Source organism: Phaeobacter sp. CECT 5382 (genome assembly GCF_001457775.1).
Lineage (GTDB): Bacteria > Pseudomonadota > Alphaproteobacteria > Rhodobacterales > Rhodobacteraceae > Pseudophaeobacter.
In genome coordinates this window covers 1-21,134 of the sequence record NZ_CYSG01000030.1, presented here as the reverse complement: position 1 = coordinate 21,134, position 21,134 = coordinate 1, and the positions used below count along the sequence as shown (strand labels likewise).

Here is a 21,134-nt window from a genome sequence, read left to right as displayed (position 1 = left end):
TTGTTTTCCTTTGGCAGCCCAACATTGACTACGGTATCGTTAAGGCTGAATCTCCAGATGTGGTCATCAACCAGCAAGCCGAGAGGTTTCTTGTATCCTGCCCCGATGACCAGACTGGACCTTCGCATCGTGACTACGAGGCGAAAAAACTTAAGGTTTGAAAGCCTTGAGCCGAACGGCAGCCCTGACAGGGCTGAATATTTATGGATCGGGAATTGAGGATATTCATGGTCAATGCAAAACAGGCCCTAGCGAGAACGAAATCCAACGATCATGATCGTTGGGCGGGCGGGGATGCGCTGTCGGCGCGGGATCGCATAGTAAGTAAAGTGGTCGTTCCACAAGGGCTTCAGACGTTTTCCTGCTCACCAGGCAACACCTTTTTCGCAATCGGTTCGTGCTTCGCGCGTAATGTGGAAGAGCGCCTTGAACTGGCCGGAGCCAATGTTCTAAGCCGCCAGATGGATGTGGCCGATCTTGGCGCGACCGGAGCGCGAACGCTGGGTTTGTTCAACAAATACACCCCATTCTCAATCCTGCAGGAGCTTCAATTCGCATCGGGTGAACGCGACTACCCCGAAGAGGCGTTCCTGTCTGCGGGCCTAGACCTTTTCTATGATGCACAGCTGCGAATAAATTCCGGAAATGCTTCGCTTGAAGCCCTGCGGGCGCGCCGCAAGGAGATCAACCTCGCCTTTGCCCGCGCTTTCGAGGCGGATGTATTGATCTTGACGCTTGGCCTGATTGAAGCCTGGTTTGATACGAAAAGCGGTCTCTACCTCAATGAGGTGCCCGCCCCGCGCCTGCTTATGAAAGAACCCGATCGTTTCGAGTTGAGAATCTTATCGGTGGATGAATGCCGTGAGGCCCTGCGCGAAATCCACACTCTGCTCGCGCGACACGCAAAAGTGGGACAGAAGATTGTTATCACCGTCTCGCCGGTGGCGCTGGCCCGGACTTTTTCAGAACATGACGTCATAATCGCCAACACCACATCAAAATCGACCCTCCGTGTGGCGGCTATGGAGTTCGCCTCGGAGCATGAGGGTGTCGACTACTTCCCCAGCTACGAGGCAGTGCTGCACAGCGCCCCAGCGCTGGCGTGGCAGGATGATCGCCTGCATGCCAGCGACTTCATTGTGGGGCGCATCATCAGTACTTTCCTGACCCGTTATGGGCTTCCCCCAGAGGGCTCTCTGGAAGAGGTCGAAATCAGTGCCGTGGACTCTGAAGAGGCCTTGATCACCCGGCTGCGCCGCGAAGTTGATCGCTATAAAAACCAGATTCTCGCCCTGGAAAAAAAGCTTGCGACACAAGATCCGCGTAAAGAGGTCTCCTGAAGGGCCTGCAAGCGGTCTTCTAATTGGACGGTCGGCAATTGGACTGCCGGTTTTCCGTGCATCCTAATGATCGATCAATGGCAACAGGTTTTTCTTGAACACTTCCCATGCGTGTTCAAGAAAAGTCAGAAATCATCTGAAATTGGCGAAGAACAGATGTAGAGACTGGACGCAAAGATCCGGAAAAAGGCTGATGCCGCCCATGGGTCTCAGCACCGCCGCTCCTGATCGTCTCAAACCCAGGGCTGTCAAATGAGTCCCTCGCGTCGCCGCGCCTGTATCGCCCATGTCCGCAGCCGGATGAAGGGAGTTGAGAGGCGGGTTTGTCGCGTTTTGGGCCAGCACCTGTCGGCACAACGGCGGTTGCCACAGAGGCTCTCACGAGCCTGCGGCGCAGCAATGCTGCCATAGTCGAGCAGATGAACACCCGCTTTCCAGGACTGGAGCTGAAATTGTCCGAAGTGGCCTCCGATGGGCTCGAGATAGGGGCGGGGTGGAGGGAGGATACCTAAAATGCATGGCATTATGGCGCCCAAAATTACGGTTTTTTCACTCTCTTCTGGCCTGCCTATAGATGAGATTTGACCTTTCAAAGATGGAAAACATCTCAACAGGCGGTTTGGGCAGCCCAGCTGACGAACCCGCTGTTGCGATGTCTGCGGTCAGATAAATTGGTTTGAACACGCGGGTAAAAGCATGACGGCAAATACAGCAGCCACAAAAGCCAAAGAACCGGCAACTGCAAAACGCAAAAGGCGGCCTTTCTCCAGTATCGGGGCCAAGATCACCCTGATCCTGTTGGCGATGGGGGCGGCATCGGCTGTGGGCGGGATCCTGGTCTCTGTGGTTTTCAGCGAGGTGGGCAGCCATATGCGGGTGCTGGCGACGGACAAGCTGCCGCATCTTGAGATGAGCCAGAAGCTGGGCGAGGCCGCAAGTCAGAGCAAAAACGCCATGACCCGGATCCTGCTGTCAAAGAATGAGGCCGAGCTGGAGCTTGCCGAAGAGACCGTGGCGCAGGCCGCCGAAGAGCTGAGCGCCAGCATTGCCCGATTGCCGGGCAACGAGCAGGAGGGCTTTAAGGTTGAGGCAGCGGATGCGGCTGAAACCCTGAAAAGCCTGGTGGCCGCGCGCCGGAGCGCCTTTCGCAATCAGGCCTGGATCGAAACCCAGACGGCTGAGCTGCAAAACCTCAGCGAAGCCCTGCAGGGCAAGCTGCTGGTGGTGGCCGATGACGCCTATACCAACCTGCTGAGCAGTGGCGGCGAGACCATCACCCAGGTGGATGCGGTGCTGAGCGATCTGGTGGAAAAACAATTCGGCGGTTTGCAGACCCTGCTGGAGGCCCGGGGTGATATCAATCTGCTTTCCGGTGCGGCGCTGGCTCTGGGCCATGTGCGCGACGTGCCGACCCGCAAGGCCCTGCGCGAGATGGCCACCGATGCCATCGCCCGGCTGGAGCCGGTTCTGGAACAGCTCGAAGAGATCGGGCTGGATGCCTTTGGTGCCAAGAAGGTGCGTCAGGGGATCGAGGTCTTCAAGAATACCCTGACCGCCAGCCGCAAGGAACAGAAGGAAAACCGCAAGGTCGTGATGAAGGCACGCCAGTCCAGTTCCGCGCCACTGTCGCGGGCACTGGACAAGATGGTCTTTACCCTGTCGATCGCGGCCAGCCAGGCCAGCAACAACAACAAGGATACCATCCAGGGCCTGTTGGACAACCAGGTCGGGGTGCTGCACGATCTGCTGCGGATCACCGGCGCCATCAGCGCGTTTCAGCTGGCGGCCCTGGATGTGGTCGCAGCCTCTGATAGTGCCGCAGCTGAGGCCACCATCGCACCAATTCAGCAGGCCGCTGAGGCCCTGCAGGCCTATGTCGCCTTTGATGAGGGCAGCCTCGCAGCAGAGCTGGAGGGCATGATGGCGCTGGCGGATCCGGCCGAGGGTCTGGCGGCCTTCAAGCTCGGCTCTCTCAAGGCGGATGTGGCGGCGGCGCAGGCCTCGAACCATACGGCTGAGGTGGTGCTGAGCATTGCCCATCACGCAGCCGATCTGGGGGCCGAAAGCCAGGCAGAGATTGCCGAGATGGCCAATGGCCTCACGGCGGAGATGGCGATGGCGCAGCAACGCATGCAGCTGTTGATGCTGGTCTCGGGCGGGGTGTTGATCCTGGCCATGGTGCTGACCCGGATCCTGATCACCCGGCCGCTGGCCAAGATCAGTGAAACCACCGAACATCTGGCCGAGGGTGATCTGAGCCCGGTGACAGGGTTTGACCGCGCCGGCGATGAAATCTACCGCATTGCCCGCGCCCTGTCGGTGTTTCGCGACGGGTTGGTGGAAAAGGAACAGAACGAAAAATCTGCCAAGGCGGAACGCGCAGAACGTCAGGCCGACCAGACGGCCGCCGTCACCGCCATTGGCGAAGGTCTGGCGCAGCTGTCGCGGGGGGATCTGACCATTCGTATCGACACCCCGATGAGCGAGGGCTACGCCAAGCTACGCGATGATTTCAACGCCGCAGTGGACGGCCTGGAGCAATCTGTCAGCCGTCTCAGTCTCAGCGGCAAATCCATCGCCAGTGGGACGTCAGAAATTTCCGCCGCCTCGCGCGATCTGTCGGAACGCTCCGAACGCACCGCACAAACGCTGGCCAGTACGGCCGCGGCGGTGAACCAGCTGTCGGTCTCGATTACGCATACTGCCACCGCCTCGGGTGAGGCGTCCTCCTCGGTGGAGGTGGCGCGCAGGCATGCCGAAGAAAGCCAGGAGGTGGTGCAGCGCACCTATGCCGCCATGGAAGGCATCAAGGAAAGCTCGCACAAGATCGCGCAGATCATTGGCATGATCGAAAGCATCGCCCAGCAGACCAACCTTCTGGCGCTGAATGCAGGCGTCGAGGCGGCGCGGGCCGGCGATGTCGGCAAGGGCTTTGCCGTGGTGGCCTCGGAGGTGCGCACCCTGGCGCATCGCTCAAAAGAAGCGGCCACCGAGATTTCCGCCCTGGTGGTCGAAAGTGGCGAGAACGTGGAGATGGGCGCTGATCTGGTGGCGCGCACCGGTGAGGTGATCGGTGAGATCTCCACCTCGGTGACCAGTGCTGCGGCCTTGATGCAGGAGATTTCCCAGGCTTCCTCGGAACAGTCGGGCAGCCTGCAGGAGATCAATGGCGCCATGGGCAATCTTGATGATGCGACGGCCAAGAACGCGGCCTTGTTCGAGGAGGTGACCTCCTCCAGTGTTGGCCTGTCGCAAGAGGCGCAGGCGATGGACAGTGCTCTGGGCGGGTTCCGCACCGGAGGCGCTGCGGGCGGCGCTGCGGCGGCGGCTTCTCGGGACAGCGATTTTGATCCGGGCCTGCGTCAGGTGGGCTAGCTGGCGGGCTAGACCGTTGGCCAGCTGTTCCCCGCTCCGGCTTGATCCTCCCTGTGGTTTGTCTCCAGTGTGAGCGCCGCATGAGCGCAAATGACAAAGCCCGCCTCTGTGAGGCGGGCTTTCATGTCTGGCCGGAAGGGGGGGACGTCATCAGGGAAGGCGGGGCACTAAAGGCGGGGGCTGCGCCCTGCCCGTTTTCAGACGCCATAGCGACGCAGGCTGCGGAAAATCAGCATCAGGATCAGCATCAAAAAGAACAGGCCAAAGACGTCGCCAATCAGATAGGCGACATATTCCTCAGCGGCGCTGCCAAAGGCAAAATTGGTCAGTACCGATGTGAAGAGAGAGATCAGCAGACCGGCCACCATGATGCAGGGCCAACAGGGCCTGCGACCCGTCGCCGGGCTGAGATCCCAGCCCAGCAGGCGCAGCAGATGGAAAATGGTGGCGGGAATGGTCACGGCAATCGCAATGCCGGCCAGTCGGCTGGGGGTGAAGGCAAGATCACCTGCAGAATAGACAAAGACGATGAACACCCCCGGCAGCAGCGCCAGCACCGAACGCCAGCCCAGCAGCCAGGCCGACAGCACCCGGACCCCATGCGGTAAAAACAGCAGACTCGCTTGATTGTTGAATTCAGGAAAGAAGATGGATTGCACTGGCATAAGAATTTCGAAAGTGACAAAAAAGGCCGCCAGATAGGCCAGTGAAACAATTCCTGTTTCCTGTATCAATCGTTGCTGTCCCAATGTTGCCCTCGCGTGTCGCTTCCGGGGTCTTATCTATCTGGGAGCCTTAACAATGTAATAACCACGTGTGGAATTTTTGCACTGTTCCAGATAGCCTTTTTTTTGCAATGACTTAAGTCCGCGAAAGAAGGTCGGCCGCGAGACCTGAGCCAGCAGGGCATGTTCTTGCAGGACGGTGGTTTTTACGGCGCCGGCGCTGATCGCGTGGTCGCTGGCCGCATAGTAGATGTCGCGCTCTACCGAAGAGAGATCCTGTAATCCCATGGAAGATTCCATGTCCAAAAGCAGTTTTCGCAGTTCCGTTAGTTTTGAAATTTCTGACATTATCTCTTCTAACATACAATCAATTCGAACATTTTGCCGAGCTTTGTGCAAAAGTAAACGGGTCTCTTGCGCAGGGTATCATATTGACACTCAAACGCGATCACTTAATCTTATGGCTAGTCCGACAGCTTTTGACCGTGAGTGGTGGCAGTCGACAAGCTCTTTTTAGTACCAATGCCTTGGCAGGCGCGGGTCCCTCGGGGTCCGCGTCTGTGGCGTCAGATCCAGCTGTTCTGCCAGAACAGCTGTGACGCGCGGGCCTGTGATCTGTGGTCTGTGATCTGCGGCCTGTGATCTGTAATCCGACTTATGGCCCAACCTGGCACCCAACCTGGCATCTAGGCTGGCATCCAGGCTGCCCTCTCAGCGCGGCATCTGCCGATGTGCGCTAAGGGTGGGAAATAGCCGGGCCGTGGCGGCGCGTTCGGCCAGAGGCGGCCCATCAAAATACCCCTGTAGATAGTCCACCTTGCAGGCCTTCAGCAGCTGGCGATGCGCGTCGGTCTCGGCGCCTTCGCCGGTGACCCGCATACCCAGGGCGTGCCCCAGGTCGGCGATGGCACTGACAATCGCGCGGGTTTCCCCGGATTCAGGCAGCTTCGAGACAAAGGCCGCATCGACCTTGATCTTGTCCACCGGGAATTTCTGCAGATAGCTGAGCGAGGAATAGCCCATGCCGAAATCATCCAGAGCCACGGTGATGCCCAGCTCCTGCAGGGCCTGGATCTCGCGCAGGGCAGACTGGCCGCTGGCCAGGACCACGGTTTCGGTGATCTCGGCCTCGACCGCAGAGGCCGGGCAGTTGGTTTCAAACAGGCAGTCGTTGACGAATTCATCCACCTGGGTGCCAAAGAGCTTTGGCGACAGGTTGACCGCAACCCGGCCCCGAAACCCCATGTCATACCATTTGGCGGCCGTCTGAAAGGCCTGGGTCATGATCTGATAGGTCAGCTCGCGGATCAGCCCGCTGTCTTCGGCGATGGGGATGAATTCGGCCGGAGAAATCGTGCCCAGCTGGCGGTGATGCCAGCGGGCCAGGGTTTCAAACCCCATGATATCGCCGGTTTTCAGATCGGTCTGCATCTGAAACACTGGCCGGATCTCGCCCGCATCCAGCGCCTGACGCAGCTCGCGTTCCAACAGGCTCTTGCGCTTGATCTCGGTCTCCAGATCCTCGTGGAAGATCTCGACCGTGCCGCGACCGGCGCGTTTGGCCTCGTAGAGGGCCAGATCCGCGCAGCGGATGCCTTCGGTCGGTTTCGCCTCCGGGCCCGACAGGGTCGCGATGCCGGCACTCATGCCGCTATGTAACACATGGCCGTTGATCTCTTGTGGCATCGACATTTCCGCCACCAGCCGTTCGGCGATATTGCTCAGCCGTTCCAGACTGCCCGCGCCTTTGACGAGAATGGCAAATTCATCGCCGCCCAGTCGCGCCGCCTGGACATCACTGGTGGCGCAGGCTTCGAACTTATGCGCAACCACCTGCAGCAGGGCGTCACCGGCGGGATGGCCCAGAGTGTCATTGATCAGTTTGAAGTGATCGAGATCCGCCAGCAGGATCGAGACCTGTTCGCCCTCTTCGAGCAGCCATTTGGCCAGGGTCTGTTCCATCAGACGGCGGTTGGGCAGCCCTGTAAGGCTGTCATGTTCGGCCAGAAACCGCACCTTTTCGGCCTGACGCGCCTGATCGGAGTGGTCCGAGGCCAGCAGCATGGTGCCCAGATAGACGCCACGCTCATCGCGGATCGGTCCGCCACGCACCAGCAGGTTCAGCACCACCCCCGAAAGACTATGGGCCACCTGGGCTTCAAAGGCGAAATTCTCGTTGCGCAACACATGGGTTTCGGCTTGCTGGGCCTGCTCTGGATCCAGCCAGGAGCGGAAGTTCAGTCTGCGCCCGGTCTTGGCATTGCCAAAGAACACCTCGGCATTGGGGTTGCACAGCACCACCTCGCCGGTCTCATCTGCCAGCAGCACCCCGTCGCGGGTGGATTGCAGGGCGCGCAGGATGCGCTTGTGTTCACGGCGGGGGGGTTTATCACTTTCGGCCCGCAGCTCGGCGACTTCGATCTTGTTGTCTCTTAGCTGACTCAGGGCCTGAGCCAGCATGCCGATTTCATCGTTGCGCTCGATGCCGGGCACCTCGCCTTCAAAGCGATCATTGCGCAGATCTATCATGGTCTTGCTGAGTTCTGCCATCGGCAGAGACAGCCGCGACAGCACCCAATAAACGGTGCTCGCGATCAGGGTCAGCACAAAGGCCGAAACCATCAGATGCTGCCACAAGGCAGCCTGCAGCGGTGCCGCAATGGCAGACATCGGCAGGGCAATCTGCACCCGGCCCAGGACATGGGTTTTGTCGCCGATACTATAGGTGATGTCGTGGCTGTTGCGCAGATCATCGGGCGCGGGGCTGTAGCCTGCGGCCTGCTGCGTGTAGGTCAGGCTGCCGCTGCTGTCGAAAATCAGTACCTGGGCGGTATGGCCCTCGGTGATCATGCTCAGGGCGATGCTCTGGATCTGGCGGCTGTCATAGTCCCACATCGGCCGCGCCAGGGCTTCGCTGGCAAAGCGCAGCACCAGGGCACATTCGTCTTCCAGGGCTTGCAGAAAGAATTCTTTGTGATCCAACAGCTCATGCGCCAGGCTGAAACACTGGATCACAAAGACCGGAACCATCATGCCGATCAGCAGGCGCGTCCGAAAAGAGGTGGGGCCAAAGATCCGCATATCAGTTGTCCTGCAACCCGTAGCGGGCCAGGATTTCGCCGTAGCGCCCGGTGCTGCGCAGCTGGGCTATGCCTTCGGAAAGCTGGCGGACATAGAGATGTGAACTCTCAAGCGCCGGGGAAAACCCGATGTGCAGCACGCTTGGTTTCTGGTGCCGGATGATGTCGATCTGATCCTCCATGAGTGCATTTTTGATCGCAAAGCGCAGCACGGAATATTCTTCGAGCACCAGATCGATCCGATGCGCCAGCAGTTTGCGCAGGTTGCGCCGCAGCCCGTTTTCGCCAGTCAGCAGCTGCACCCGCGCCGGATCTGTCTGATAGTCCGCGATATAGGTGCTGAGCGCGGCAGAATATTCATAATCCTGGATGCCGCCCAGGCGCAGCCCCTCAAGATCCGGCAGTCCGGTGATCTCGCGGGCTTCGCCGCGGCGAAAGGCCATGGCTTCCTGATACTGCCCCAGGGGGATGCTGAAGATCAGATCCGTCACCTCATCGGGGTCGGTGCCGATAATGCCGTTGATCGCCCCGCTCTGGACCATGGCGATGCTGCGCGACCAGCTGAGGTTGGCATAGCGCAGCTCATGGCCAAAGGGAGACAGAGCCTCGCGGGTAAGTTCGACCATAAAGCCCGGATAGGCGCTGCCGGGGGCGCAGTTGAAGGGGCACCAGTGATCGGCGCGCAGCTCGATGACATCGGCCCGGGCCGGTGTTGCTGTCGATGTCGCCACCGTCCATAGCCCGAATGTCCAGGCTCCGACTGTCCAGACCCCCAGAGTTGACCCGCCCAGAACCAGGCCGGGCAGCTGTACCAGAGACAGAGGCAGGAGCAGGAACACAAGTTTCAGAAAGCGTAATGCCTGCATGGAACTCTAACCCTTAGCCGCAAAGCGTTCGAAAACGCGCCTGCCTAAAATGCCAAAGGATCGTTAACTGAACGTATGCCAGCGTCTGCATATCGGTGCGGATGGGCTCCGGATCGAGGATGAAAACAGACAAATTGACTCAAGCCCGCTGCTGTCTGGCGACTCTCTGCCCCCCGCTCTCTGCGTGACCTCTCTCAGAGCTCTCTCGGGCTCCAGTTCTGAACACCGGGATCGGGCCTGTAGATGGAGCTGTAGATGGAGCTGGAGATGGGGCCTGGAGATGGAGGCTGGCAAACTGGCCTATACATAGCGGCGGATCTGGCCTATACGCGGCCAATTGCTGCGGCGGGGCCCTCCCTGCCCCATGCGGCAGCCCTCTCCCCTGTGGCACTCTGGTTCGCCTCCCGCCTCGACAAAAAAGCAGATCATCTCTTGAAACAGACATTGGCTCTGGCGCTCGAGCGCCGTGGATATACATCTTTGACCCCCGTACAAGAGGCGGTCTCCGACCCTGCCCTGGCCGGGGTTGATCTTTTGGTCTCAGCCCAGACCGGGTCAGGTAAAACCGTGGGTTTTGGCCTCGCCATTGCCGACACCCTGCTCGGGGACGACGAAAAATTTTCCTCTGCTGCTACGCCCTTAGCTCTGGTGATTGCGCCCACGCGCGAGCTGGCGATGCAGGTGAAACGCGAACTTGCCTGGCTTTATGGCGAAGCCGGTGCGGTGATGGCTTCCTGTGTGGGCGGCATGGACATGCGCGATGAACGTCGCGCTCTGGATCGTGGCGCCCATATCGTGGTGGCAACACCTGGCCGTCTGCGCGACCACATCATGCGCGGCTCCATTGATCTGTCGGATCTGCGCGCCGTGGTGCTGGATGAAGCGGATGAGATGCTGGATCTCGGCTTTCGCGAAGATCTGGAATTCATCCTGGGCGAATCCCCCGATGAACGCCAGACGCTGCTGTTTTCCGCCACTGTGCCGCCGGCCATCGCGGGGCTTGCCAAAAGCTATCAGCGCGATGCCAAACGGATTTCCACCGTGGCTGAAAAATCGCAGCACAGCGATATCGAATATCAGGCCATGTCAGTGGCGGCGCGCGATGATGAAAACGCCATCATCAATGTGCTGCGCTATTTTGAATCGCCCAATGCCATCGTGTTCTGCAACACCCGCGCCATGGTCAACCGCCTGCTGAGCCGCCTGTCCAACCGCGGATTTTCCGTGGTGGCCCTGTCCGGTGAGCTGTCGCAGGCTGAGCGCTCACACGCGCTGCAGGCGATGCGCGATGGGCGTGCCCGGGTCTGTGTCGCCACCGACGTGGCGGCGCGCGGCATCGATTTGCCCAATCTGGATCTGGTGATCCACGCTGAACTCCCGAACAGTCACGAAACTCTGTTGCACCGTTCGGGGCGGACGGGTCGCGCTGGTCGCAAAGGCGTCAGCGCGCTGATCGTGCCGCCAAAAGCCGCCAGAAAGGCCGAGCGTCTTTTGAAGATGGCCAAGCTGCAAGCGGTCTGGGGCAATGCCCCCTCGGCTGAGGCAATCAAGGAACGTGACGGCGAGCGTATGCTGGCGGATCCCGCCTGGACCGAAGCACCTGCTACAAGCGAAGAGGCGATGGTTGCCAAGCTGGCCGAGGAATTCAGCCCGGCCCAGCTGGCGGCTGCCTATCTGCGCCTGTGGAATGCTGGTCGCTCGGCCCCTGAAGAGCTGTCGGCGGCCAATGCCAAGCCCGAGCCGCGCCAGCCCTTTGGCCCCAGCGTCTGGTTCTCGCTGGCGACGGGCCGTGGCAACGGGGCGGATCCACGCCGCCTGTTGCCGATGCTGTGCCGTGCCGGTGACATCACCAAAAGCGATATCGGTGCCATCCGCATTCAGCAGAATGAAAGCTATGCCGAAATTCGCGAGGCTCAGGTTGATGGTTTCCTGAAAGCCATGGGCTCTGACATGGTGCTGGATGACGGCACCAAGGTGACCCGCCTGGCGACCCCGCCTAATCTTCCGGCTGGCCGTCCTTCGGGACCGCGTCCCTCATCAGGAGGCCCTCGTAAATCCGGCGGCTATGAGGGCAAACGCCCGCAGCGTGGATCAGATGATGGCTACAAAGGTGGACGCGATAGCGGGCCGCGCGAAGGCGGCTACAAAGACAAAAAGCCCTATGGCGGCGACAAACCCCGGGATGATCGCCCCAAAGGGGATCGTTTTGACCGCCCTGATCGTCCGGAACGTAAAGACCGGTCTGACCGCCCCCGTCACAAAGCCGAAGCCCCGCGCGAGCCCAATGCTGTTGTGACTCCGGTTGCGCCGCGCAGCAAACCAGCTGCCGCCAAACCTGACAGCAAGCCCAGCTACCGCGCAGGGGCCGGGGATCCCGGCAAGAGCTGGCGCAAGGACGGTGGCAAACCAGCAGGTAAATCTGGCGGCGGCAAGCCTGCCGGAAAACCTGCCGGAAAGTCTGGTGGTAAACCCGCAGGTAAATTTGCCGGCAAATCCAGTGATGACCGTGGCCCCAAGGGCCCGCCACCACCAAAAGGCAAAGCCAACAGCAAAAAGAACAAGGCCCGTGCTGCTGTTGCCAAAGGCGCCAAGGGCGGCGCTGCCAAGCCGCGCCGGACCTGAAAAACGACCGATCCATATTCTGAGGGTAACCGCCTCAGAGGGCCGTAAAACAGCCGCCGCCGAAAGAGATCTTTCGGCGGCGTTTTTATTGCGAGTTCAATATGTTGACGATGGGGCGGAATGCTGCCCTGTCAGTTGGCCGCAGCTTCGACGGCTGCGGCGACTTCGGCGACGGTGGCATTCAGCAAGGCTTCGTCTTCGCATTCAGCCATCACCCGGATCAAAGGCTCGGTGCCGGATTTGCGGATCAGCAGGCGACCCTTGCCGTGCAATACGGCCTCGGCGTCGCGGATGGCGTTCTGTACCGATGCCACCTCGAGCGGGGTTTGACCTGCGGCAAAGCGCACGTTTTGCAACAGCTGCGGCACTGGCTCGAACTGGCGCAGCAGATCAGAGGCAGCTTTGCCGGTCTGCACCATGGCGGCCAGCATATGCAGCCCGGCCATCAACCCGTCACCGGTGGTGGCATAATCGCTCATCACGATATGGCCGGACTGTTCGCCGCCCAGGTTAAAGCCGCCGGCGCGCATGCGTTCCACCACGTAGCGATCGCCCACGGCGGTGCGTTCCAGATGCAGCCCCTGTCCCTGCAGGTGACGTTCCAGCCCCAGGTTCGACATCACGGTCGCCACCAGAGTGCCCTTGGACAGCTGCCCGGCCTGAGCCCAGCGACCGGCCAGCAGCGCCATCAGCTGATCGCCATCGGCCACCTGGCCGGTCTCATCGATCATGATGACCCGGTCGGCGTCGCCATCCAGGCAGATGCCCACATCGGCCCCATGGGCGACCACGGCCGCGGCAGCGGCTTCGGGCTGGGTCGAGCCACAGCCGCGGTTGATATTGGTGCCATCCGGCGCCACTCCCAGCGGCACCACATCGGCGCCCAGCTCCCACAGGACTTCGGGGGCGGTGCGGTGTGCGGCGCCATTGGCGCAGTCCAGCACCACCTTGAGCCCATCCAGACGGATGTCGCGCGGCAGCGAGGATTTCACCCGCTCGCCATAGCGAAAGCGCGCATCATCAATACGTTTGGCACGGCCGATGTTCTTGGCCTGTGCAGGCTCCACCCCGGCCTCGATCAGGGCTTCGATCTCCATCTCGGCCTGATCCGACAGTTTGAACCCATCGGGGCCAAAGAACTTGATACCGTTGTCTTCGGCCGGGTTGTGGCTGGCCGAGATCATCACGCCAAGATCGGCGCGCATCGAGCGGGTCATCAGCCCGACGGCCGGTGTTGGCACCGGCCCCAGCAGCAGCACATTCATCCCCGTCGAGGTGAGGCCCGCAGTCAGCGCGCTTTCAAACATATAGCCCGACAGCCGGGTGTCCTTGCCGATCACCACCCGGTGCACCCCGCCGGCATCCCGGCGGAAATAGCGGCCAACGGCGGCGCCAATGCGCAGCGCCATATCGGCGGTCATCGGGTGGATATTGGCGGTGCCCCGCACCCCATCGGTGCCAAAGAATTTGCGCATCGTGTTCTCAGTCCTATCACATGCCAAAGATGTCAAAGCCGCAGCTACAGCCGCAGATCAGAGGCCTCGGGCGGAAGAATATATTTCAGATCATAAAGCAGGGCATCCGGAGTGCCATAGGCGCGGATCTCATCACCGCCAAGCTGGCGGAATTCTGCATGGGCCACCGCCAGAATAATGCCGTCATAGGCGCCTGCTTCCGGCGTTTCGACCAGCTCCAGCCCCAGGGTGGTGCGGGCGGTGTCTGGGTCGGCATGGGGGTCATGCACATCAACGCTGAGGCCGTAGTCTTCGAGGCCGCGCACCACATCGATGACGCGGGTGTTGCGCAGATCGGGGCAGTCTTCCTTGAAGGTGAGCCCCATCACCAGCACCCGGGCGCGCTGCATCGGCAGGCCGCGCTTTAACATCGCCTTGATCATCGCATGGGCGACATAGCTGCCCATGCCGTCATTCAGACGCCGCCCGGCCAGCAGGATATCGGGATGATAGCCGAGGCTTTCGGCCTTATGCGTCAGGTAGTAGGGGTCGACCCCGATGCAGTGGCCGCCCACCAGACCGGGGCGGAAGTTGAGGAAGTTCCACTTGCTGCCGGCCGCCTTGAGCACCGCTTCGGTGTCGATGCCCATGCGGTTGAAGATCATCGCCAGCTCGTTGATCAGGGCGATGTTGATGTCGCGCTGGCTGTTCTCAATGACTTTTGCCGCCTCGGCGACGCGAATGCTGGGGGCCAGATGGGTGCCGGCCGTCACCACCTCGCGGTAAAGCGCGTCGACCTGATCTGCCACTTTGGGCGTCGAGCCTGACGTGACCTTGATGATATCGGCCAGACGCCGGGTCTTGTCGCCGGGATTGATCCGTTCGGGGCTGTAGCCGACAAAGAAATCCTGATTGAAGCGCAGGCCGGATTGCGCTTCGAGGACCGGCACGCAGTCTTCTTCGGTGGCGCCGGGATAAACAGTGCTTTCATAGATCACCAGATCGCCGGGTTTCAGCACTGCCCCCACGGTTCTGGAGGCGGCCAGCAGCGGGCGCAGATCGGGGCGATGGCTGGCATCCACCGGGGTCGGCACGGTGACGATATAGATTGTTGCGGCGGCAATGGCATCGGGGTCGGCGGTCAGCTCCAGCTGGCTGGCGTCGGCGAGTTCTGTGGCCGAAATCTCGCGGGTCTGGTCATCGCCTGCGCGCAGCGCACTGACGCGTCCAGTATCAATATCAAAGCCCAGAGTGGGGCGCTGGTTGCCAAAGGCCACCGCCAGAGGCAGGCCGACATAGCCAAGACCGATGATGCAAATCTGCCCGGGTGCGCTTTGCATGCTCTGCTCCTTTGCCTTGTCAGGCCTCTTGTGGTCCGGAGGTGGGATCCGGTGTCTTGTTGGTGACGACCCCGTGACAGGATAGAGCCGTTTTCAGGGGTTTTCCTATAGCCTGCCCGTGCTGCAGTCACCAGCCCTGCGGGGGGTGGTACGGACACGGCCCCGTGACAGGAGGGCCCGAGACAGGAAGATCCATGACTGCAAAAGAGACCGGCAGGCAAAGATAAGGCAGGCACAAACAAGCAGGCAAAAAGAAACGGGCCCGCAAAGGCCCGTTCCTGGAATTCTCTAAATGGCGGCCAAGAGTGGCCTGAACCCCAACAGAATTAGTTGGAGGTTGTGGTTGTTGTGCTGGTGCCGTTGTCGTCATCACCAACAACGCCTGCAACAATCGCCAGACCCAGCGCGCCAGCAACGGCGGTACCGACGGTGATGCCGCCAACCAGGGTGGTGCCGGCAACGGTGGTTGTGGTGGTGGTTGCCACAGTTGCGGTTTCAACAGCCTGCGCCGAGGCAGAAGTCACGCTCAGGGCGGTCAGGGCGGCAGCGACGATGATATTTTTCATAATCCAAATCTCCATTGGAAAGCCAGTTGAAGGAACTTTAGGTCAGCTCTCGGGTAATTTCAACGCAAGGTGTAGCGGGGAACTCTTGCTGAGTGGTTTTTTTTGTTTCGATTTGCGGGAAGCCGCTGAAAAAACCGGCGACTGTGGCAAAAAAATCTAGGAAGACAGGTCACGAATGCGCAAATAGCCGATTTCTGGCCCCGCCCATTGGCGCGATTTCCAGACCTTGTCCCGGCGAGAATCAACCCAGTAGTCATTGACCACCACGGTGGGGCGCCCGTCCTGTGGCGCGCCTTCACAGTATTCCTGAATATGACGGGTGGCATAGCTGCGGCCAATAATCTTCAGCTGTTCGGCGCCGAGATCGCGCAGTTCGCAGGCCATGTCGACCTGACGGGCGACATTGTCACCATGACGTAGCTGGTAGCTGCGCGCGCCATCAGAGGCGGGACCGACGATGCCGTTCTGCGCCGGAACGCGGGCCGACAGCAGGTTGCCGCCCAGGCCGCGGCTGGCAATCAGCATGCCATTGCGAAAGGCCAGAGAGTTGTTGTCACTGCTGCGCCAGACGGTGATCTCGCCGGGGAAATCATCCTGGCGGGTCAGCACCAGCCCAAGGTAGCCGGTGAGATCATGGCTTTCGACCGTGACTTCGATATGGGGCTGGCCCAGCTGGTCCAGCAGAGCACGACTGATTTGCAGCGGTTGCGGCTTTGGCGCCCGCTTCTTGGCGATGGCCTCGCGGATCGCCTGACTCAGCTCGACCTCTGCCGAGGCTTCGCCGGGGCCCTTGCTGCAGCCCGCCAGTCCCAAGAGGGCCACCAGGACGATTCCGGTGACGGCTGCCTTGATCAGTGTTCTGCCATATCGATGTTCGGTTGCGGTTGCATGTGTCATTCCCAGAACCTCGCACGCTGGTCTTTCAGGCTGGCGCGATGGGCCTCGCGGATGGAGCCATAAAGCCGCCCCGGGACATGTACCTTCTGGCCGCCATCCCGTTGGGTGGGGCGAATGGTCAGGCCAAAGCCGCGGCGGCTGGGCTTGCCCAGCATCCAGTCGAGCGGGATGCGGAAGCGGAAGCCCTTATCAAAGGAGCCTTCGCCGAAATCTTCCGAAGAGACATCGGTTACGGTGAAGAAGGCGCCAACCAGCCAGCCATTGTTGAACTGGCGGTCCAGGCTGAAGGTGGCGCCATAATCGCCGGCCAGATAGCGGCCGACATCAACCTGCGCCAGATAGTTGCTGTTCAGCTCGTAATAGGCCGAAGCGTGACCGGTGAGGGTTTTGTAGTCGCGAAAGGAGAACCGCTGGTCATAGTCGCGCTGAATGACGTAGTTGCCCTCGAATCCCAGGGCCAGTCGGCTGTTCACCGGCTTCCACAGCACCTCGGCGGAGACGCCGCCAAACATGGATTCCAGCAGGCCAACGGTGGCGCGGGCATAAAGATTGCGTCCGGGCTTCCAGTTGCGCGCCACATAGAGGTTTTCCAGAGTGGTGCCATATTGCGCATATTCCCCGACATCGGTGCGCACATGCGGCAGCACCGAATTCGAGGCCCGGGTGTTTTTCACGTTGCCTGCCAGGCGCTGGCGCAGGGCGCCGGCAATGATCCAGCCCGGTGCTGGCGCGTAGCTGGCTTTCAGATCCACACCAAAATCGATCCGGAAAGGCCGGGCCGGGTCGAAATAGGAAGGTTGGGTATAGGGGCCGAGACTGGTGGAAAAGGCCGGGTAGAGCTCGCTGGACTGCAGTGCTGTCTCCGGCAGCGGGCGGGCCTCGGTGATGCCGGCAACCGCCTGCAGCCCGTCCGAAGTCTGCGGTGCAAATTCCAGGGCCTCCAGATCCGAGCGGCGGATTTCCAGAGTCGACAGGGCAAGGCCGTCGCGCATCGGGGTGATGCGGAAGGTCTCGACCGAGGCCGGCAGGGTTGCGGTCATGATCCGCGCCACCCGGCCTGCGGCCTGGGCGGCCGAGCGATAGCGCGGATTGCGAAAGCGCAGATCGACCACGGTGCCCTTGAAATCGATGGCCTCAAGAATCAGCCCGTCTTCCTTGAGCGCTTCGGCAGCGCGGTCGCGAAAGGCGGTGGTCTGCGACTGGCTCTGCGCCCATTCCTGGTTCCAGTCCGCCTCTTTCACGGCCCATTGGCTGCGGGGCACGATCGCCTGAGGCGCGGGCACCAGCATCGGGGTGACCGGCTGTTTTGGGTTGAGCTGGAACTGGGCGGTGAGGCCGATTTCAGAGCCATAAAGGTAATAGGCGCCAAAACGGGCGCGATCGCTGTGCTGGTATTCCAAGCCAAAGCTGAAGGGGGATTTGCGTTCAAAGACATCCGAGACCTGAGTCTCGGTGACATAGGCATCCGAGGAATATTCCGCCTTCAGGCTCCAGCGTTCATCGGGTTGCCATTCAATCCCGGCAAAGGGGGCAAAATCGCCGCGAAACCACTGATCATAAGACAGCTCGCCCCCGGTGGAGCCGCCGACAAAACTGGGACGCGCGCCGCCGATACTGCCGATGGCCCCATAGGAGCCGAGCCGCCCCCAGCCGATCCCAGCGGAAAGCTTCAGCTGACCGGGGCTGCGGCTGCGGCTGAGTGCGGGCGTCTGAAAGCGCTTGGTGGCGACGAAATACTCTGCCGCGTAGACACCGGTGCCGGCAAAATCCTGCAGCCCCATGGTGATTTCAGGCAGCCAGCGCCGTTCGCGCCAGAGCCGGGCGCGCACATCAAAGCCGCGGTCATAATAGGTGGCAAAGCCAAACAGGTTGAGATTGCGGATGCCATTGTAGCGAAAGCTGGTCGACAGCCAGGGCAGCGCCTGGAAGGTGATGTTGTAGCGGCTCTGGCCGCCGAACCAGGAATAGGTCACCGCATATTGCCCATCCGGCAGCATCTCTGCCGAAGGCATGTCGATGATGCCGGGGCTGCCATAGAAATTCAGCGAAGGCGGCGGCAGCGGTTTGAATCGCGGCGCGGCCTCGACAGTGCCGGGGGCGGGATCGGGCGCGGCCCGGGTGATCTCGGGTCCCCAGGCCATGGCGGCGGGGGCGGACAGGCACAGCAGGGTGGCAGCTGCGGTCAGGCGATGCGGTGCTGCGCGGCTGAAAACGGTCCTGAACATGCTGGAAAAACTGCGGATCACGAGGGTGGGCTGCCTTATGCCTGTCAAACATTTGTCTGTCGAACACCTGCCAGCCAGCCCTCTGCCAGCCCTCTGTCCTATGTCAGACCTATGTCAGAGCTATGTCTGTCGATTTTTGCGGTATGCAGGCCCGGTTAGAGCACGGAAGGTGCCGCCGGATCAACGCCGACCCGGTCCGGGTGGAGCTGTGGGTCAGGATGTTTTGCGGTTTGTGTCCTGATGGCCATAGCCCTCAACCCAGCGCTGCAAAACCTGGCGTGCCGCCACAGCGTCTCCGGCGGCCACGGCCTGACGCAACCCACGCATGAAAGCGGCCACTTCGATCTCTGACAGCACAGTTTCACGGGCACAGAAGATCTTTGGATGTCGGGTGGTGATCAGCTCGTCCGTCAGGGTGAGTTCTTCCTCGAGTTTTTCACCGGGGCGCAGCCCGACAATCTCGATGGCGATATCGCCCTCCGGGTTGCTTTCGTCGCGCAGGCTGTAGCCGGCGCTTTCGATCACCTGGCGCGCCAGCTGCAGGATCGGTACCGGCTCGCCCATATCGAGCACGAAAACCTCGCCGCCCCGGGCCTCGGCTCCGGCCTGCAGTACCAGCTGGACCGCCTCGGAGATGGTCATGAAATAGCGCTTTACCCGTACATCGGTCACGGTGACAGGCCCGCCGCGGCTGATCTGATCCTGAAACAGCGGCACCACCGAGCCGGAAGAACCCAGCACATTGCCAAATCGCACCATGGTAAAGACGGTCTGGCTGCTGCGGCTGGCCAGGTCCTGCAACAGCAGCTCGGCCATGCGTTTGGAAGCGCCCATGACATTGGTCGGGCGCACCGCCTTGTCCGAAGAGATCAGAATGAACCGTTCCACCCCGGCGCGCGCTGCAGCCTCTGCGAGGGTCTGGGTGCCAAAGACATTATTGGCCAGACCGGGCAGCGGGTTGGCCTCAACCAGCGGCACATGTTTGTAGGCCGCCGCATGCAGAATCACCTGCACCCCATGTTCTGCCAGCACCATACGCACCTGGCGCGGATCAGTGACCGAGCCGAGAATGGGCACCACCTCGATGCCGAGGCTTTCGGCCAGTGGGGTCAGTTCCTGGTGCACCGTATAGAGCGCCAGCTCGCTCAGCTCAAAGAGGACCAGCTTGGTCGGGCGGCAGGCCAGCACCTGGCGACACAGCTCAGAGCCGATCGAGCCGCCAGCACCAGAGATCAGCACCACGTGATTGGCATAAGAAGCGCTGGCCTTGTTCAGCGGCAGGCTGCGCGCGGCCCGTCCAAGGAATTTCTGCGGCGGCACCGGGGTCAGCTTGTCGACCAGGGCTTCTTCGCCAATCAGCTGAGCAAAGGAAGGCAGCGCCTGCACTTCCAGCTGCATGCTTTGCAGGCGTTGAATGATCTGGGCCTGTTTTGGCTGGCTCTGCGACGGCATCGCCAGCAGCACCCGGTGGATCTGCCGGTTTTCGACCAGTTCCTGAATGCGGGCCGGTGGAAACACCGGCAGCCCCACCAGAGTCATGCCCTGCAAAGAGCCATTGTCGTCGACAAAGGCGACAGGATCGATGCCATCATGGGATTTCAGGGCCTGCGCCAGCTGGGTGCCGGTGGTGCCGGCCCCATAGATCAGAACCCGGCAGCGCGGCGTTGCCCGCCGGTAGACCACCAGAACGATCTGATGCAGGAACGCCCGGATTGCCATCATGAACAGCATATAACTGGTGGCAAAGACCACATGGGTTCCCGAGGGCAGATCTGGCCCAAAGAGATGGGTCAGCAAGGCCAGGACCGCCGCCGTCAGAACCGCAACCAACCCGGTCAGCGCCACGGCGTGACGCTCATAGGCATTGAGCTGCACCATCGGCAGGCCCAGCCACAGCGAGGTCGCCGCCGCCGCCATCATGACATAAGGCAGCACCGGCAACATAGCGGCAAGCGTATGCAGGGCAGGTTCGGGCAGAGGGAGGACGGCCAGCGTGAACAGCAGGGCCAGGGGGATCAGCCCCAGGTCAACGGCGAGAAAGATATAGGATTTCTGTTTGCGCGATAACCTGCTGATCAGGTTGAACATTTTGCTGCCCCGTCCAATATTTTTGCTCCTGTGCAGCACAGGAGATCAGCGCGATCTGCTTGGGTGCGATCTGTTTGTTGGAAACACGGGCTGGCAGCCGTCCGAAGCATGCAACTGCTCCAGCTTTCACAAATCAAAATCCACTCGCTCTGCATCTCAATTTAATTTGTTCCGGCCTAGCACAGAACGCATTCGGACGCAAAGCGAACGATACCAGCCCTGCCCTATAGGCTGTTATTTGCCGAATCTTTATCGCCTGAAGGTTGTTCGGCGCTCTTTCGGGCGCTCAGGGATGCTGCAGGGGACTGAGGGTAGCGGGCCAGAACGGTGATAAGGACCGCGGTAAAGGCGGCGGCGTGGCTCTATTCGGCGGCCCGTTTCAGGCCGGTGACCCTATCGAGATGGGCCATCAGATCATCGCGCAGCTCTGGTCGTGACAGGGCAAATGAAACGGTGGCCTGCAAGAAACCCGCTTTGGAGCCGCAGTCGAAGCGCTCACCACGAAAGCGGAACCCATGGGTCGGCACCTCGGCGGCGATATCCTCGGCAATGGCAT

Annotated in this window: 13 protein-coding genes and 2 pseudogenes; 4 read left to right on the top strand and 11 right to left on the bottom strand. The window is 60.9% G+C overall.

Annotated features, from left to right (window positions below; translation table 11 throughout):
• The first annotated feature begins 203 nt into the window (after nucleotides 1–203).
• From PH5382_RS18615 to PH5382_RS18605, 3 genes and pseudogenes are all read left to right on the top strand, one after another.
• Nucleotides 204–1,340, top strand: a complete 1,137-nt coding sequence (locus tag PH5382_RS18615) for a GSCFA domain-containing protein (RefSeq protein WP_082645756.1) — start codon at nucleotides 204–206, stop codon at nucleotides 1,338–1,340.
• Between the two features lie 240 nt (nucleotides 1,341–1,580).
• A pseudogene (locus PH5382_RS20220) lies at nucleotides 1,581–1,709 on the top strand (IS3 family transposase); the annotation flags it as partial.
• A 327-nt stretch (nucleotides 1,710–2,036) separates the two neighbouring features.
• Nucleotides 2,037–4,715, top strand: coding sequence for a methyl-accepting chemotaxis protein (locus tag PH5382_RS18605; protein ID WP_082645755.1), 2,679 nt, complete (start codon nucleotides 2,037–2,039; stop codon nucleotides 4,713–4,715).
• Between the two features lie 197 nt (nucleotides 4,716–4,912).
• On the opposite strand, the gene PH5382_RS18600 is transcribed toward PH5382_RS18605, so the two are convergent.
• The 4 genes from PH5382_RS18600 to PH5382_RS18585 all read right to left on the bottom strand — a co-directional run bounded on the left by PH5382_RS18600 (nucleotide 4,913) and on the right by PH5382_RS18585 (nucleotide 9,386).
• Nucleotides 4,913–5,449 carry a hypothetical protein gene (locus PH5382_RS18600; RefSeq protein WP_231751937.1) on the bottom strand — a complete coding sequence of 179 codons (537 nt, stop codon included), beginning with the start codon at nucleotides 5,447–5,449 and terminating at the stop codon, nucleotides 4,913–4,915.
• A gap of 48 nt (nucleotides 5,450–5,497) precedes the next feature.
• Nucleotides 5,498–5,803, bottom strand: a complete 306-nt coding sequence (locus PH5382_RS18595; protein ID WP_231751936.1) for a hypothetical protein — start codon at nucleotides 5,801–5,803, stop codon at nucleotides 5,498–5,500.
• Between the two features lie 348 nt (nucleotides 5,804–6,151).
• Complete coding sequence (locus PH5382_RS18590) at nucleotides 6,152–8,521, bottom strand: putative bifunctional diguanylate cyclase/phosphodiesterase (RefSeq protein ID WP_058335884.1); 2,370 nt, start codon at nucleotides 8,519–8,521, stop codon at nucleotides 6,152–6,154.
• A 1-nt stretch (nucleotide 8,522) separates the two neighbouring features.
• Nucleotides 8,523–9,386: a substrate-binding periplasmic protein gene (locus tag PH5382_RS18585; protein WP_058335883.1), complete on the bottom strand. Its 864-nt coding sequence runs from the start codon at nucleotides 9,384–9,386 to the stop codon at nucleotides 8,523–8,525.
• Nucleotides 9,387–9,641: 255 nt separating this feature from the next.
• Between PH5382_RS18585 and PH5382_RS18580 the strand changes: the two genes are divergently transcribed.
• Nucleotides 9,642–12,008 (top strand): DEAD/DEAH box helicase, encoded by a 2,367-nt coding sequence (locus PH5382_RS18580; RefSeq protein ID WP_231751935.1) that lies wholly within the window; start codon nucleotides 9,642–9,644, stop codon nucleotides 12,006–12,008.
• Between the two features lie 131 nt (nucleotides 12,009–12,139).
• Here PH5382_RS18580 and glmM read toward each other — a convergent pair whose 3' ends face one another.
• From glmM to PH5382_RS18545, 7 genes and pseudogenes are all read right to left on the bottom strand, one after another.
• Complete coding sequence (gene glmM / locus PH5382_RS18575; RefSeq protein WP_058335882.1) at nucleotides 12,140–13,483, bottom strand: phosphoglucosamine mutase; 1,344 nt, start codon at nucleotides 13,481–13,483, stop codon at nucleotides 12,140–12,142.
• A gap of 44 nt (nucleotides 13,484–13,527) precedes the next feature.
• Nucleotides 13,528–14,802 (bottom strand): nucleotide sugar dehydrogenase, encoded by a 1,275-nt coding sequence (locus PH5382_RS18570; RefSeq protein WP_058335881.1) that lies wholly within the window; start codon nucleotides 14,800–14,802, stop codon nucleotides 13,528–13,530.
• Nucleotides 14,803–15,128: 326 nt separating this feature from the next.
• Nucleotides 15,129–15,368 carry a hypothetical protein gene (locus PH5382_RS18565; protein WP_058335880.1) on the bottom strand — a complete coding sequence of 80 codons (240 nt, stop codon included), beginning with the start codon at nucleotides 15,366–15,368 and terminating at the stop codon, nucleotides 15,129–15,131.
• Nucleotides 15,369–15,524: 156 nt separating this feature from the next.
• The gene (locus tag PH5382_RS18560) at nucleotides 15,525–16,265 is read right to left on the bottom strand and encodes a YjbF family lipoprotein (protein WP_058335879.1); all 741 of its coding nucleotides are present in this window, start codon (nucleotides 16,263–16,265) and stop codon (nucleotides 15,525–15,527) included.
• The gene (locus tag PH5382_RS18555) at nucleotides 16,262–18,490 is read right to left on the bottom strand and encodes a YjbH domain-containing protein (RefSeq protein ID WP_058335888.1); all 2,229 of its coding nucleotides are present in this window, start codon (nucleotides 18,488–18,490) and stop codon (nucleotides 16,262–16,264) included. Before PH5382_RS18555 ends, PH5382_RS18560 begins: the two co-directional genes overlap by 4 nt.
• A 213-nt stretch (nucleotides 18,491–18,703) precedes the next feature.
• Nucleotides 18,704–20,578, bottom strand: coding sequence for a polysaccharide biosynthesis protein (locus PH5382_RS18550; protein ID WP_058335878.1), 1,875 nt, complete (start codon nucleotides 20,576–20,578; stop codon nucleotides 18,704–18,706).
• Nucleotides 20,579–20,940: 362 nt separating this feature from the next.
• Nucleotides 20,941–21,134, bottom strand: a pseudogene (locus tag PH5382_RS18545) (UTP--glucose-1-phosphate uridylyltransferase); the annotation flags it as partial.